The organism is Rhizobium sp. AN80A, from assembly GCF_030053015.1.
GTDB classification, from domain to species: Bacteria; Pseudomonadota; Alphaproteobacteria; order Rhizobiales; family Rhizobiaceae; genus Rhizobium; species Rhizobium metallidurans.
This window is the reverse complement of the sequence record NZ_JASJPX010000003.1, coordinates 1,273,757-1,287,374: the sequence shown is the minus strand read 5'-3', so window position 1 is coordinate 1,287,374 and position 13,618 is coordinate 1,273,757. Positions and strand designations below refer to the sequence as shown.

12 protein-coding genes are annotated in these 13,618 nt (G+C 61.7%); 4 read left to right on the top strand and 8 right to left on the bottom strand.

Annotated elements, in window-relative coordinates; all coding sequences use genetic code 11:
* Window positions 1-9 precede the first annotated feature (9 nt).
* Window positions 10-693, top strand: coding sequence for an ABC transporter ATP-binding protein (locus P3R82_RS17890; protein ID WP_283194790.1), 684 nt, complete (start codon window positions 10-12; stop codon window positions 691-693).
* Between the two features lie 48 nt (window positions 694-741).
* On the opposite strand, the gene P3R82_RS17885 is transcribed toward P3R82_RS17890, so the two are convergent.
* Window positions 742-1,323, bottom strand: a complete 582-nt coding sequence (locus P3R82_RS17885) for a hypothetical protein (protein ID WP_283194789.1) — start codon at window positions 1,321-1,323, stop codon at window positions 742-744.
* A gap of 305 nt (window positions 1,324-1,628) precedes the next feature.
* Here P3R82_RS17885 and dnaE point away from each other — a divergent pair, with 305 nt between their 5' ends.
* A complete protein-coding gene (dnaE, locus tag P3R82_RS17880; RefSeq protein ID WP_283194788.1) occupies window positions 1,629-5,126 on the top strand; it encodes a DNA polymerase III subunit alpha in 3,498 nt (1,165 codons plus the stop codon).
* On the opposite strand, the gene P3R82_RS17875 is transcribed toward dnaE, so the two are convergent.
* From P3R82_RS17875 to P3R82_RS17860, 4 genes are all read right to left on the bottom strand, one after another.
* Complete coding sequence (locus tag P3R82_RS17875; protein WP_283194787.1) at window positions 5,123-6,358, bottom strand: L,D-transpeptidase family protein; 1,236 nt, start codon at window positions 6,356-6,358, stop codon at window positions 5,123-5,125. The genes dnaE and P3R82_RS17875 overlap by 4 nt on opposite strands.
* A gap of 91 nt (window positions 6,359-6,449) precedes the next feature.
* Window positions 6,450-7,739, bottom strand: coding sequence for a DNA polymerase IV (locus P3R82_RS17870; RefSeq protein ID WP_283194786.1), 1,290 nt, complete (start codon window positions 7,737-7,739; stop codon window positions 6,450-6,452).
* A 70-nt stretch (window positions 7,740-7,809) separates the two neighbouring features.
* On the bottom strand, window positions 7,810-8,478 hold the full coding sequence (locus P3R82_RS17865) for a hypothetical protein (RefSeq protein WP_283194785.1): 669 nt from the start codon (window positions 8,476-8,478) through the stop codon (window positions 7,810-7,812).
* Window positions 8,479-8,480: 2 nt separating this feature from the next.
* Window positions 8,481-8,789, bottom strand: coding sequence for a DUF3572 domain-containing protein (locus tag P3R82_RS17860; protein ID WP_183899707.1), 309 nt, complete (start codon window positions 8,787-8,789; stop codon window positions 8,481-8,483).
* A gap of 135 nt (window positions 8,790-8,924) precedes the next feature.
* Between P3R82_RS17860 and P3R82_RS17855 the strand changes: the two genes are divergently transcribed.
* Together P3R82_RS17855 and P3R82_RS17850 are read left to right on the top strand one after the other, a co-directional pair.
* On the top strand, window positions 8,925-9,296 hold the full coding sequence (locus P3R82_RS17855; RefSeq protein WP_018900184.1) for a response regulator: 372 nt from the start codon (window positions 8,925-8,927) through the stop codon (window positions 9,294-9,296).
* Between the two features lie 18 nt (window positions 9,297-9,314).
* Complete coding sequence (locus P3R82_RS17850; RefSeq protein WP_183899708.1) at window positions 9,315-10,682, top strand: PleD family two-component system response regulator; 1,368 nt, start codon at window positions 9,315-9,317, stop codon at window positions 10,680-10,682.
* A 723-nt stretch (window positions 10,683-11,405) separates the two neighbouring features.
* Here the strand turns inward: P3R82_RS17850 and rpmG are convergent.
* From rpmG to P3R82_RS17835, 3 genes are all read right to left on the bottom strand, one after another.
* Window positions 11,406-11,573 carry a 50S ribosomal protein L33 gene (rpmG, locus tag P3R82_RS17845; protein WP_018900182.1) on the bottom strand — a complete coding sequence of 56 codons (168 nt, stop codon included), beginning with the start codon at window positions 11,571-11,573 and terminating at the stop codon, window positions 11,406-11,408.
* A 93-nt stretch (window positions 11,574-11,666) separates the two neighbouring features.
* A complete protein-coding gene (locus tag P3R82_RS17840) occupies window positions 11,667-12,851 on the bottom strand; it encodes an MFS transporter (RefSeq protein WP_283194784.1) in 1,185 nt (394 codons plus the stop codon).
* A gap of 279 nt (window positions 12,852-13,130) precedes the next feature.
* Entirely contained in the window at window positions 13,131-13,592 is a 462-nt protein-coding gene (locus P3R82_RS17835; RefSeq protein WP_283194783.1) for a DUF983 domain-containing protein, read from the bottom strand.
* Window positions 13,593-13,618 lie beyond the last annotated feature (26 nt).

The window sequence follows — 13,618 nt, the reverse complement described above, 5'->3', positions numbered from 1 at the left end:
GCTGATTTCATGAAGCGGAATACCGTTCTCAAGCTTTCCGGCGTGGAGCGTCACTATGGCCAGGGAGATACCCGCCTTTCGATCCTGAAGAAGGCCGATCTGACGCTGAACAGCGGTGAGATCGTCGCCCTCGTCGCCCCGTCGGGCACGGGCAAGTCGACCTTGCTGCATCTGGCCGGCCTGCTCGAACATCCCGATGGCGGCGAGGTCCACATCGGCGGCCATGCCTGCAACGGCCTGTCGGACGACAAGCGTACGGCGATCCGCCGCGGCGAGATCGGCTTCGTCTACCAGTTCCACCACCTGCTTCCCGAATTCTCGGCGCTCGAAAACATCATGATGCCGCAGATGATATCGGGGCTGCCGCGCAGCGAAGCAAAGGTGCGGGCAGGGCAGCTGCTCGACTACATGCGCATCGGCCACCGTGGCGCCCATCGTCCCGGCGAACTGTCGGGTGGTGAGCAGCAGCGCGTGGCGATCGCCCGCGCCGTCGCCAACGCGCCGAGCCTCCTGCTTGCCGACGAACCGACCGGCAACCTCGATCCCGAGACGGCGAGCTATGTCTTCGAAGCCTTGGAGGCATTGGTGCGTCAATCCGGCCTCGCGGCGCTGATCGCTACTCACAACCACGAGCTGGCGGCCCGCATGGACCGCCGCGTCACCATCGCCGACGGCAAGGTCGTGGATTTTTGACCGCGATCGGCGGTGGAGAAATCATCGGCCATCCCTATCGCTGTCGTTTCACTCGGTGAACCCGCACGCCTTCTGTCCGACCTCGTCCTGCCAATCGCCGACCGCGATCGTCTTCGGCTCGACCGTTGATGCCTTGCCTTTCGCCATCACCTTGCCCGTCAGGATGTTGTAGTCGCACTGGCCGGTATCGTCCGTGTCGAGCGTGTCGTAATAGCTGTAGGTGTAGCCGGCGACGACGAACTGTTCGTCGCGATAGGCGATCGTCAGCGTCTGTTCCCACCGGCTGCGCCCGATAGCCGAATTTTGTGAACTGACCGCGATCGATCCGCCCGGACGGGCCTCGATCGAGGGATCCTGCCCGAGCATGCCGTCCAGCCTGGTATTTCCCCAGATCTTGCCCGGCGCCATGGTGACGAGGCGCTGCAGGGCGTGGTTCTTGTCCCGCAGGTAAAGATAGATCCCGACGTCGTTGCTCGGTTCCGGCGGCGCGACCAGAAGCGCAAGATCGCTGCCGCCGTCGCCGTTCCAATCGCCGGTCGCGGCCGCGATGATCGCGGCGGGTTCGATCTGATCTGCCCAGGCAGAGTTGGCGCTGGATGTGAGCGCAAGAATTAAGACAAATTTAAACATGCTTTTCTCCGGAGCTGCGCGAGCAGGAAAGCGGAAAAGAATCCTGTTGACAATAGAACAATAGCGGAACAAATTAGAAACATAACAGCACAGGAGAGCCAAATGACTGATATGATCCGCGATATCGCAGCATTCACCTCCATCGCAATGTTCATTGCGAGCTTCTCTTTGATCTGCATGGCAATCTAAGAATAACGGGGACCGCATGGCTGTCATGCGGTCCGTTCGCGCCCGCCTCTCTGGACATCGTCCTCCCCAAATCCGACAATGCAGCCGATTCATCAGGATGCGCGGAAAGGCATAGCATGGCGGGCACGGAAAATGGCGCGAGCGACTTCATCGGCGGTACGCCGGGCTTCGTTCACCTGCGTGTGCATTCCGCCTTCTCGCTGCTCGAAGGCGCGCTGCCGCTCAAGAAGATTCTCTACAAGGCATCGGGCGATAGCCAGCCGGCCATCGCCATCACCGACACCAACAACCTGTTCGTCGCGCTTGAATTCGCGCAGAAGTCGATGGACGAGGGCCTGCAGCCGATCATCGGCTGCCAGGTCTCGATCGACATGGAAGACGGCCTTGAGACGGACCGTAGGGGCGGCCAGCAGCAACTGGCGAAGCTGCCTTCCATCGTGCTCCTGTCGGCTAGCGATGCCGGCTATGAGCGGCTGGTGGATCTGGTCAGCCGTGCCTATCTCGGCGGCGAGGGCGCCGGGCAGGCGGTCCACATCAAGGCCTCCTGGCTGGACGAACTTGGCACCGAGGGCTTGATCGCGCTGTCAGGCGCATCGACTGGCCCGATCGACATGCCGCTGAAAGAGGGCCACATCGCGCCGGCGACCGCGCGGTTGCTATCGCTCAAGGACAAGTTCGGCGACCGGCTCTACATGGAGCTTCAGCGCCAGGGCACCTATGACAAGCGCCATGAGCAGCGGGTGATCGGCCTTGCTTATGAGCACGAGATCCCGCTGGTCGCGACCAACGAGGCCTTCTTCCCGACCCGCGACGATTACGACGCGCACGACGCGCTGATGGCCGTGGCGCACAATGCCATCGTCTCCGACGACACGCGGTTTCGCCTGACGCCGGATCACTATCTGAAAAGCCGCGCCGAGATGGTGAAGCTCTTCGCCGATTTGCCCGAGGCGCTTGAGAACACGGTGGAGATCGCCCGCCGCTGCTCCTTCGTCCTGAAGACCCGCAAGCCGATCCTGCCGCGCTTCACCGGCGCCACGGCAGACCCCGAGGAGGCGGAGCGTGCCGAATCGCTGGAGCTTCGCCGCCAGGCGGTCGAAGGTCTCGACATGCGCCTCGCAACGCTCGGCATGTCGCCGGGCTACGAGGAGAAGGATTACCGCGACCGCCTGGAGTTCGAGCTCAGCGTCATCGAGCGCATGAAATTCCCGGGCTACTTCCTGATCGTTGCCGACTTCATCAAGTGGGCGAAGATGCAGGATATTCCCGTCGGCCCCGGTCGTGGTTCCGGCGCGGGCTCGCTGGTCGCCTACGCGCTGACGATCACCGACGTCGATCCGCTGCGCTTCTCGCTGCTCTTCGAACGCTTCCTCAATCCGGAACGCGTCTCGATGCCCGACTTCGATATCGACTTCTGCCAGGATCGCCGCGAAGAGGTGATCCGCTACGTGCAGAAGAAGTACGGCCGCGAGCAGGTGGCGCAGATCATCACCTTCGGTTCGCTGCAGGCGCGCGCCGCCCTTCGCGACGTCGGCCGCGTGCTCGAAATGCCCTACGGACAGGTCGACAAGATCTGCAAGCTGGTGCCCAACAATCCGGCCAATCCGACGCCGCTGTCGAAGGCGATCGAGGAGGAGCCGAAGCTGCAGGAAGAGGCCGACAAGGAGCCCGTCGTCGCCCGCCTGCTCGATATCGCGCAGAAGATCGAGGGCCTCTACCGCCACGCTTCGACCCACGCCGCCGGTATCGTCATCGGCGACCGCCCGCTGTCGAAACTGGTGCCGATGTACCGCGATCCGCGCTCCGACATGCCGGTCACCCAGTTCAACATGAAGTGGGTCGAGCAGGCCGGTCTGGTCAAGTTCGACTTCCTCGGCCTGAAGACGCTGACGACGCTGAAGGTCGCCGTCGATTTCGTGGCCAAGCGCGGCATCAAGGTCGACCTCGCCGCGATCCCGCTGGATGACAAGCTGACCTACGAGATGCTCTCGCGCGGCGAAACGGTCGGCGTGTTCCAGGTGGAAAGCGCCGGCATGCGCAAGGCGCTGATCGGCATGCGGCCGGACTGCATCGAGGACATCATCGCGCTCGTGGCGCTTTATCGTCCGGGTCCCATGGAGAACATCCCGACCTACAACGCCCGCAAGCATGGCGAGGAAGAGCTCGAATCGATCCACCCGACCATCGATTACCTGCTGAAGGAAACGCAGGGCGTGATCGTCTACCAGGAGCAGGTCATGCAGATCGCTCAGGTACTGTCGGGCTATTCGCTCGGCGAGGCCGATCTTCTGCGCCGCGCCATGGGCAAGAAGATCAAGGCGGAGATGGACCAGCAGCGCGAGCGCTTCGTCGTCGGCGCCGTCAAGAACGGCGTGTCGAAGCCGCAGGCAGACAATATCTTCGAGCTTCTGGCGAAATTCGCCAACTACGGCTTCAACAAATCGCACGCCGCAGCCTACGCCATCGTTTCCTACCAGACGGCCTACATGAAGGCGCATTATCCGGTCGAGTTCCTCGCCGCCTCGATGACGCTCGATATGTCGAACACCGAAAAGGTCAACGACTTCCGCCAGGACGCCAAGCGCCTCGGTATCGAGGTGATCGCGCCCTCCGTGCAGACCTCGTTCCGCCACTTCCAGACCGGTGACAACCGTATCTACTACGCGCTGGCGGCGCTGAAGGGGGTCGGCAGATCGGCCGTCGATCACATCGTCGAGGTGCGCGGCGACACGCCATTCGCCAGCCTCGAGGATTTCTGCCTGCGCATCGATCCGAAGCAGGTGAACCGGCGCGTGCTGGAAAGCCTGATCTTCGCCGGCGCCTTCGATTGCTTCGATCTCGATCGCGCCCAGCTCTCGGGCGGCATAGATCGCATCATGGGCTATGCCCAAAATGCCCAGCAAGAGAAAACCAGTGGTCAGATGGGGTTCTTCGGCGCGTCGTCGGGCGCGGGCCCGGAAAAAATCTCGATGCCGCCTTTCTCGCCATGGCTGCCCTCCGAGCGCCTGCTCAAGGAATTCCAGGTCCTTGGCTTCTATCTGACGGCCCATCCGCTCGACAGCTATAGTAGCGTGCTGGAGAAGATGCGCGTCCAGACCTTCGGCGATTTCGCGGCCGCCGTGAAGCAGGGCGCCAGCAATGCGCGTCTGGCCGGAACCGTCATCTCCAAGCAGGAGCGCAAGACGCGCACCGGCAACAAGATGGGCATCGTCGTCTTTTCGGATTCATCCGGCCAGTTCGAAGCCGTACTCTTCTCGGAAATGCTGAACCAGTATCGCGACATGCTGGAGTCGGGAAAATCCTTCGTCATCACCGCCACCGGCGAGGAGCGGCCCGAAGGCATCGGCCTTCGCATCCAGACGATCCAGTCGCTGGAGGAAAAGTCCCTGCAGATGCAGAAGGCGTTGCGTGTCTATGTGCGCGATTCCGGCCCTCTGCGCGCCGTTGCCGCCCATCTCAACGCGAGAGGCGACGGTCTCGTCTCCTTCATCGTCATCAAGGAGGATGGCAAGCGCGAGATCGAGGTGGAGCTGGCGCAGAAATACCGGATCACGCCCGAGATCGCCGCCGCCATGCGCTCGGCGCCGGGCGTGATCGACGTCGAGCTGGTCTAGCCGCGCGTGAGCGTGATGAAGTCGGTACCCTGACCGGTCTCCGGACCGACGCCGGTGTCGGAGATCGTCAGCGTCGATCCCGGCGTCAGCATGGCGTCGATCCGCTGTCTCGTGTCATCGGGAATGGTGATGCGGCCAAGCGCGTTCAGGATCGGCGTGCCCGATATGACGGAGCTTTCCATGGTGCTGATGCCCAGCCGTTTCATCGTCTGGCTGGTCAACGTGTTGGGCAGCGTCACGCCCAACCACTCGGTCGTGCCGTCCTTGAGGTTCACCTCGCTCGCGCTGAAGAAATGGGTGCCGAGCGCCAGTTCCGGTTCGGCGATCGTCACCGGCGCTTCGAACACCGGCCGGAAACCCTGACGCACCATGATCACGCCGTTCGGCGGCTCGCCCTTGCCGGCGGCGGTATAGACCGCGCGCACGAGGTCGTCACTGACAAGTGACCTGGCTTGGGTGGAGGCAAGGGGATGCTGCTTCTTGAATTCGCCGATCGCCTGCACCGTCGCCGGGCCGAGATAGCCGTCGGCATTGCCGACGGCAAATCCGAGTTCGGCGAGATAGGTCTGGAGATCGATGATCGTCTCGCGCTGCGAGCGGCGCGTGATCAGGATCTTCACCGGCTGGTCGTTTGCGGGCGCCGCGATCGGCTGCACCTGCAGGCGCGGCATCGCCACCTCGTTCATCGCCACCTGCACCGGCAGTTCGCCGATACCAGGCCTGAGCTCGACATCCGATAAAAGCGGCGCCGGAGCCGGCGCTTGCGGGCGAAACAGCATCGGGTGATCGATCGGCTCCGGCGCGAGCTGTCCGTCGGTGATGATCACCGGCACGCCCATCTCGGTCATCTTGAAGAGCTGCTTTGCGAATGCGTCGGGCATGCGCACGCAGCCGTGCGAGGCGGGATAACGCGGCACCGAGTTCGACTGGTGCAGCGCGATGCCCGACCATGTCAGCCGCTGCATCAGCGGCATCGGCGCGCCCGAATAGATGTTGGACTCGTGATAGGTCTGCTTCTCGATCACCGAGAAGATGCCGCTCGGCGTCGTGTGGCCGGCCTTGCCGCTCGATATCTTCGACGTGGCGATGACATCGGCGCCGTCATAGACGGCCATCGACTGCTTGCTCTTGGAAACGAAGATCTGCAGCGCCCTCGCATCGGTGGCGAAGGCGGGATGCACCAGGGCGGTGGCCGACAGCAAGCCGAGCCCGAAGACGAGACGCGAGAACATTTGAACCCAACCGATACGCAATACTATGCGTCGGAGCGTAATGCTTGAAACTTAAGGAAGACTTGAAATGCGCGGTGCCGGGCAGGGCTTGCTATTGGTTGCGCTTGGTTCCGAACGTGTAGCCGGTCTCGACCGTGCCCTTGCCGAACTTGTCGCGCAGCTTGTCCATGGCCGCCTCGGCCGCTGCACGTCGCCCGGACTGGACGTCGATCAGGTCGGGCGGATCGGCACGCGTGGGGTCGCAGAGATCGGTCACGCCGATGCCGATCAACCGGAACTTGGTTCCATCGGTTTCTTTCCGAAGCAGTTCGATGCCGGTGCGGAAGATACGGTCGGCAAGCTGCGTTGGATCCTCCAGCTTCCGGTTGCGCGTCCGCGACTTGAAGTCCGCTGTCTTCATCTTCAGGACGACGGTCTGGCCGGCGATATCGCTCTTCTTAAGACGCCACGCGACCTTCTCGGAGAGGTTGCGCAGCACGGGAACGAGCTCGTCATATCGGGAAATGTCATCGAAGAAGGTCGTCTCGGCCGAAACGCTCTTGGCGGGATCGTTGAGATGCACGTCGCGGTCGTCAATGCCGCGTGACAGCCGCGAAAGCCGTTGTCCCATTGTGCCGTAACGGCGCATCAGATCGGTTTCGTCCATGGTCTGCAACTGGCCGATGGTGCGGATGCCGTCGGCTTCCAGCGTCGCGGCGAAGGCCTTTCCCACGCCCCAGATCGTCGTCACCGGACGCGGCGCCAGAAACGAAACCGCTTCCTCGCGGCCGATAACCGAGAATCCGCGCGGCTTCTGCAGGTCGGAGGCCACCTTCGCCAGGAACTTGCAGTAGGAGAGCCCGATCGAAACCGTGATGCCGATCTCCTTCTCGACGCGGCGGGCGAACTTTGCCAGCGTGCGCGCCGGCGGGTCGTTGTGCAGCCGCTCAGTGCCGCCGAGTTCCAGAAACGCCTCGTCGATCGACAGCGGCTGCACCAAGGGTGTCAGTTCCTGCATCATCGCCCGCACCTCGCGGCCGACCTTGACGTATTTCTCCATGTCTGGAGGGATCACCACGGCCTGCGGGCAGGCCTCCAGCGCCTTGAACATCGGCATGGCCGAGCGCACGCCATAGATCCGCGCCACATAGCAGGCCGTCGATACCACGCCGCGTTTTCCCCCGCCGATGATCACGGGTTTGTCGGCAAGTTCGGGATTGTCGCGCTTCTCCACCGAGGCATAGAAGGCATCGCAGTCGATATGCGCCAGCGTCAGGCCGTAGAGCTCGTCGTGGCGCACAAGGCGAGGGCTGCCGCAGGCCGCACAGCGTCGCCCCTCGGCCTTCTGCTCGGCAAGGCAGTCGCGACAGAAGCCCGGTGTCTTGGCAGGGTTGGCGGTCATCGATGGGAACAAAGGTTGAACATCGCGACACTACGCTCTAAGTTCGAGAGTCTCAAGAGGATGTCGGCGCTTATGCGCTGGTTTTGTCCAGCGTCGTCGCGGTCGAGAAATGTTGCCGCATCAGCTGGGCGGCATGCGTCCAGTCGGAAGCTTGTACGATCGTCCCGGTAGGCGGTGGCGCGAATGGCTTGAAATCGGCATTCGCCATCATGTTGAGCAGCAGGCAGTCCGGCACATGGTCGGCAACGGAAAGGAGGTTGCGTTGGATATCGTCGATAAAGGCGACGGGCAGCTCCCGGCGGTCGTGCAGCGCCGCCACGATCGGCCCCTTGGGCTGTTCCGAGGCGATCATGTCGAAGCACAGGTCGAACCGGTCGAGAAGCCTGCGGCGGATGTCGTGGTGACGCGGCGGCATGGCGGTGAGAAAGACGATGTCGGCATCGGCGGCCAGCGCATGCAGCGTCTCGACCGCCCGCTCCGCCGGCTCCTGCCACAGGTCCTGGGTCTCGAAGAACATCTCGTGAAAGCGGTCGAATGCGTCCCGATCCATTTCCGCGCCGTCGAGAAGCGACACGATATTGCCGTGCAGCCGGAAGGAGCGTGGCAGCAGATCGTAATCGTGCGAGCGAAGGAAACGGGTGAGGGGTGTGAGAAACTCCAGCACCACCTCGTCGATGTCGCAGACGATCAGCGGCCGATCACCGAGGCGAACCTGAGAGGGGTCGGTGACCACGCTCATGATCAGTATTCGCCCGAGCCGAGGCCGGCCGGCGAAAAATGCTGCCAGGCCGCATTCAGCACCTCCGGCGGCGTGCCGGTTGCCTGGCAAAACGCCAGCGCCGTCGGTTCGTGCTGCATCAGGAAGTCCATCATGCCTGAGAGAAACCCCGGATCATTGATCGCGTTGCGCACCTGCGCCGGCTCGACGCCGGTCAGCGCCAGGAAGCGGCCGAACAGATCGGGTTCGTTTGCCAGCCACGCGAGAACAGCGATGGCCGTCTCTTGCGGATCGGCGGCGCGTTGCTTTGAAGTCTTGAAGTTGCTCTGCATTTCTTGCGGTAAATTACCTATTTTTCAACCAAATACCGATAGCGTGCCGCAATCGGTTTCATGGCGGCCGGTGCGCTCGCGGGCTTTGATCCGCACGGCGAAACGGTTTTCATGACGGACTTAGGATCGCGTTCGATGCCCAAACAGGTGATGATTGTAGAGGATAACGAGCTCAACATGAAGCTCTTTCGCGACCTCATCGAAGCGTCCGGCTACAGGACCATCCAGACCCGCAACGGTATGGAGGCGCTGGATCTTGCCCGCAAGCATCGCCCCGATCTGATCCTCATGGACATCCAGCTGCCCGAGGTTTCCGGGCTCGAAGTCACCAAGTGGCTGAAAGAGGACGACGAACTCCACGTCATTCCCGTCATCGCCGTCACCGCCTTCGCGATGAAGGGTGACGAGGAGCGTATTCGCCAGGGCGGCTGCGAGGCCTATGTCTCCAAGCCGATCTCCGTTCCGAAGTTCATCGAGACGATCAAGACCTACCTGGGCGACGCCTGATAGATCGGAAAGAAGCTTATGACCGCGCGCATTCTCGTCGTTGATGATATCCCGGCAAACGTGAAGCTGCTCGAAGCGCGGCTGATCGCCGAGTATTTCGACGTGCTGACGGCGGCCGATGGTTATCAGGCTCTGGCGATCTGCGAACGCAATCAGGTCGATCTCATCCTGCTCGATATCATGATGCCGGGCATGGACGGCTTCGAGGTCTGCGAGCGGTTGAAATCCAACCCTAAGACATCTCACATTCCCGTTGTCATGGTGACCGCGCTCGATCAGCCTGCGGACCGTGTGCGTGGCCTGAAGGCGGGCGCCGACGATTTCCTGACCAAGCCCGTCAACGACCTGCAGCTGATCGCGCGCGTCAAGAGCCTGTTGCGGCTGAAGACGCTGAGCGACGAATTGCGCATTCGCGCCCAGACGGCGCACACGATGGGCATCGACGAATTACTGCGCGCCGATCAGCGCGGCGAGGAGGGCGGCCAGATCATGCTGGTCGATGGCCGTGCCAATTCGCAGGAGCGGATCATCAAGGCGCTGAAGCCGATCGGCAACGTCTTCGCCATTTCCGATGCCCAGGCCGCCGTGTTCGAGGCATCCGAGAATCAGTTCGACCTGGTGATCGTCAATTCCAATATCGACGATTACGATCCGCTCAGGCTTTGCTCGCAGCTCCGCTCGCTGGAGCGTACCCGTTTCCTGCCGCTCCTGATCATCACCGAGCAGGGCGATGACGAGATGGTGGTGCGTGCGCTCGATCTCGGCGTCAACGACTACATCGTCCGCCCCGTCGATCCGAACGAGCTGGTGGCCCGCAGCCTGACGCAGATCCGCCGCAAGAACTACAATGATCGCCTGCGCGCCAATATGCAGCAGACGATAGAGCTTGCGGTCACCGATCCATTGACGGGCTTGAGCAACCGTCGCTATCTCGACAATCACATCAGCACGCTCTTCAACCGCTCGATGGCGCGCGGTCGTCCGTTGTCGGTGCTGATCGCCGATATCGACCGCTTCAAGCAGATCAACGACACCCACGGCCACGATGCCGGCGACGATATTCTGCGCGAGTTCGCCAACCGCGTCCGCTCCACGGTTCGCGGCGCCGATTTGGCCTGCCGCTACGGTGGCGAGGAATTCGTCGTCGTCATGCCCGACACCTCGCCGGAGATCGCCGCGTCCGTGGCCGAGCGCCTGCGTGGCGTCATAGAAAGCGTACCCTTCGTGGTGAAGGGCACGGGTGAGGAGCTGCAGGTGACGGCATCCTTCGGTATCGCCTCCCGCACGCCGCAGGTCATCACACCTGGCCATCTGCTGAAGCAGGCCGATGTCGCGCTCTACGAAGCCAAGAACGCGGGCCGCAACCGAGTCGTCGCCGCGGCCTGATCCCGCGTGTCGGCTCATACCGCGTTGATCATCCACAGAAAGTTGAATGGAGGCGGTTTGGGCCGCGCTCGCCGATTAGCCGCAAGTAGTAGTGCGGGGTTTTGAGCTTGGTGCCGCCCGCCGAGGCTGCTTTGCATCAGAAAAGACGCGGGCGGCGTCAGAAGAAAATGTGAGGTTCCGTCACTTTGCTTGGTTTCGTCGGCGGATTTCGCTGATTTACAGGCTGTTTCGCCGGTTCGCGAAGGGGAGGACTACTGCCCTATATTGTCTGTCTATTCTTGCTGCCGGATATTATTCTAGCGCAAGATGGTCCAAAATCATGCGAAACGGCGTCCCAAATCGGGACTTTTAACCATAAAATCAAGCTAATAAATCTCATCATTAAGAATTTGTTGATTTTCTTTCAGTTTCGCGCAAATGATCAATACATAGAAATAAAGCACTCCCTATACGGGGTGCGCCGATACCCCATGATGCTCAGGTCCGCCGCATCTCCTGGGTCGTGGGGTCGGTCGGTCGGCATGCAACATCTGCGGTTCCTCGTGCCGCGTTGCCTGTTGACCGACCCCCTTTCGCAAAACGCCGTCCTCTCCGTTTAAACGGGCAGGGCGGCGTTTTCATTTGTCGCTTTCGCATGTCGCCGGCAGCGGCGCGTAACGCGGGCAACAAAAAAGCGCGCAGCCTGGCGGCGCGCGCTTTTAAGCGGTCTACAGGATCAAGAAATTACTTGATCTTGGTTTCCTTGAACTCGACGTGCTTGCGAGCAATCGGGTCGTACTTGGTCTTCGTCATCTTGTCCGTCATCGTACGGCTGTTCTTCGTCGTGACGTAGAAGGAACCTGTGTCGGCTGTCGACAGCAGCTTGATCTTGATTGTTGTAGCCTTGGCCATGGTCGTCCTGCCTTTAATGAAATGAAAGCCGTCGGAATCCGTATAGGTGCCTTGGCTAATTCTGGCGCGAAACTACGAATCTAGCTCGAAAAGTCAACCCCGCTTTCGAATGAAAAGCAGTCTGCCCGCCGAAAGCAAGGCATAAACTCCAAAGAAACCAGCAATCGCCCAGGCAAAGCCGTTGTTTCCGGCGACGTCGATGGCCGCGCCGATGACTTGCGGACCCGCAACGGTGCCGACGGCGTAACAGAACACGAAGGCGGCGTTGGCGGCGGCAAGATCGGAACCGGTCAGGCGCGAGCCGAGATGGCTCAATCCGACCGTATAGAGGCCCGCCACGCAGCCGCCCCAGAAGAGCAGCACGAACGCCATCAGGAACCAGCTGTGGGACAGCACGGGCAGCATCAGCGAGCCGATCAGGCCCATGAAGGCCATGGCCGCCAGCAAAGGCCTCTTGTCGTTCATCTTGTCGGACAGCATGCCCAGCGGGATCTGGAAGATCATGTTGCCAACGCCCATCACGGTCAGCAGAAGAGCCGCCTGCGTCTCGGTAAAGGCGGCGCGCACCGCGTAGATCGGAAACAGCGCCAGCCCGCCTGCTTCCACCGCGCCGAAAATGAAGACGGCGGCGGTGGCGCTGGGCACTAGGAATACGTAGCGCATGAAATGCAGTTCCGGCTTCTCCTCCAGCACGGGGCTCTCATTGCGCGCGATGAAGATCGGCACGGCCGCCATCAGAATGGCGACGGCGGCGACCACGAAGGGGAGGACGCCGTCACTGCCGAGCACGGAAAAGAGCAGCGGGCCGGCCGCGAAGCCGACCGAAAGCACTGTCGAATAGATGCCGAGCACGAAGCCGCGTTTGGATGGTGGCGCCGCGGCGTTGATCCAGAACTCGGAAAGAATGAACAGGGTGGTCGTGGCGCCATGAAAGGCGAAGCGCAGCGGAAACCACATCCAGAAGTCCTGCGCATAGTAGAAGCTGACGCCGCTGAGCGCCGAGACCACCACCGCCCAGAGCATCGTCTGGGCCACGCCATAGGAATGGGCGAGCTTTGTCGTGATCGGCGCGGCCACCATCGCCGCCACACCCGCCATCGCCGTGTTGAGGCCGATCAGCGTCGAGGAGACGCCGCGCTTCTCCAGGATGATGCTGAGCAACGGCAATCCCAACCCGATCGCTATGCCGACCGCCGAGATCGAGCAAACGGCGGCGACCAGAGACGGCCAATGGATTTCCTCGAGATCGCCCGGTGTGCCGTTTCGCGGCTGAGACATATATGCACCCCTACAGAACTGCTGCGCACGAATGCGACCTGAAAGCCGCACGTGCCCCCATGGTCATACCAGCCTTATATGACAGGCCAGACCCAGATGACGGGTGTGCTTTACTAGATGAACGAGGTTGGCTGCAATGATCTGATTGCGGTGGACGAGATTCAGTCAAATAAGCCTACCATTGCGCGCGTTGATATCGTGCTTCAAACGGACTCCACGACATATCCGGCGCTGCTACACGCCAATTATGTCGTGACGGTGAAGGTTCAAGGAAAGTCTTCAGCCTTGGTGACGCCGACCAGGGATTTCATACTGGTCATGCTCGTCGCCGTGGCCCCCGAAGCCATGCATCTTCAGCGCCCATTGCAGTCCGATGACCCCGCCCTTGACCGGCTGGATGATCAGGAGCGTCGCGAGCAGCGTCAGCGGCGTCCAGATGGTGAAGGTGAGCCAGAGCGGCATCGGCCATACGAGATCGGTCATCATGTAGCCGCCAATGATCACGTGGCCGACGATGACGATGGTGATGTAGGGCGGCAGATCGTCAGCGCGATGGTGGTGCATGGCTTCGCCACAGGCCGCGCAGTTGTCCACCGGTTTCAGGAAGGCCCGAAACAGCTTGCCGCTGCCACAAGCCGGACAGCGACCGAGAAGGCCGCGCTTGATCGATTGACCGAGCGGACGCTTGGTTGCGTCGATGTCGCCGTATTGGATCGCCTGGCTGTCTGAGGTGGTCGTCATGACTGCACTTCCTTCCCGGCGTCCCT

Coding starts and splice junctions, on each gene's coding strand:
- P3R82_RS17885 (WP_283194789.1), bottom strand. CDS start 1,323: ATGTTTAAATTTGTCTTAATTCTTGCGCTCACATCCAGCGCCAACTCT.
- rpmG (WP_018900182.1), bottom strand. CDS start 11,573: ATGGCCAAGGCTACAACAATCAAGATCAAGCTGCTGTCGACAGCCGAC.
- P3R82_RS17835 (WP_283194783.1), bottom strand. CDS start 13,592: ATGACGACCACCTCAGACAGCCAGGCGATCCAATACGGCGACATCGAC.
- dnaE (WP_283194788.1), top strand. CDS start 1,629: ATGGCGGGCACGGAAAATGGCGCGAGCGACTTCATCGGCGGTACGCCG.
- P3R82_RS17855 (WP_018900184.1), top strand. CDS start 8,925: ATGCCCAAACAGGTGATGATTGTAGAGGATAACGAGCTCAACATGAAG.
- P3R82_RS17875 (WP_283194787.1), bottom strand. CDS start 6,358: ATGTTCTCGCGTCTCGTCTTCGGGCTCGGCTTGCTGTCGGCCACCGCC.
- P3R82_RS17890 (WP_283194790.1), top strand. CDS start 10: ATGAAGCGGAATACCGTTCTCAAGCTTTCCGGCGTGGAGCGTCACTAT.
- P3R82_RS17865 (WP_283194785.1), bottom strand. CDS start 8,478: ATGAGCGTGGTCACCGACCCCTCTCAGGTTCGCCTCGGTGATCGGCCG.
- P3R82_RS17850 (WP_183899708.1), top strand. CDS start 9,315: ATGACCGCGCGCATTCTCGTCGTTGATGATATCCCGGCAAACGTGAAG.
- P3R82_RS17860 (WP_183899707.1), bottom strand. CDS start 8,789: ATGCAGAGCAACTTCAAGACTTCAAAGCAACGCGCCGCCGATCCGCAA.
- P3R82_RS17870 (WP_283194786.1), bottom strand. CDS start 7,739: ATGACCGCCAACCCTGCCAAGACACCGGGCTTCTGTCGCGACTGCCTT.
- P3R82_RS17840 (WP_283194784.1), bottom strand. CDS start 12,851: ATGTCTCAGCCGCGAAACGGCACACCGGGCGATCTCGAGGAAATCCAT.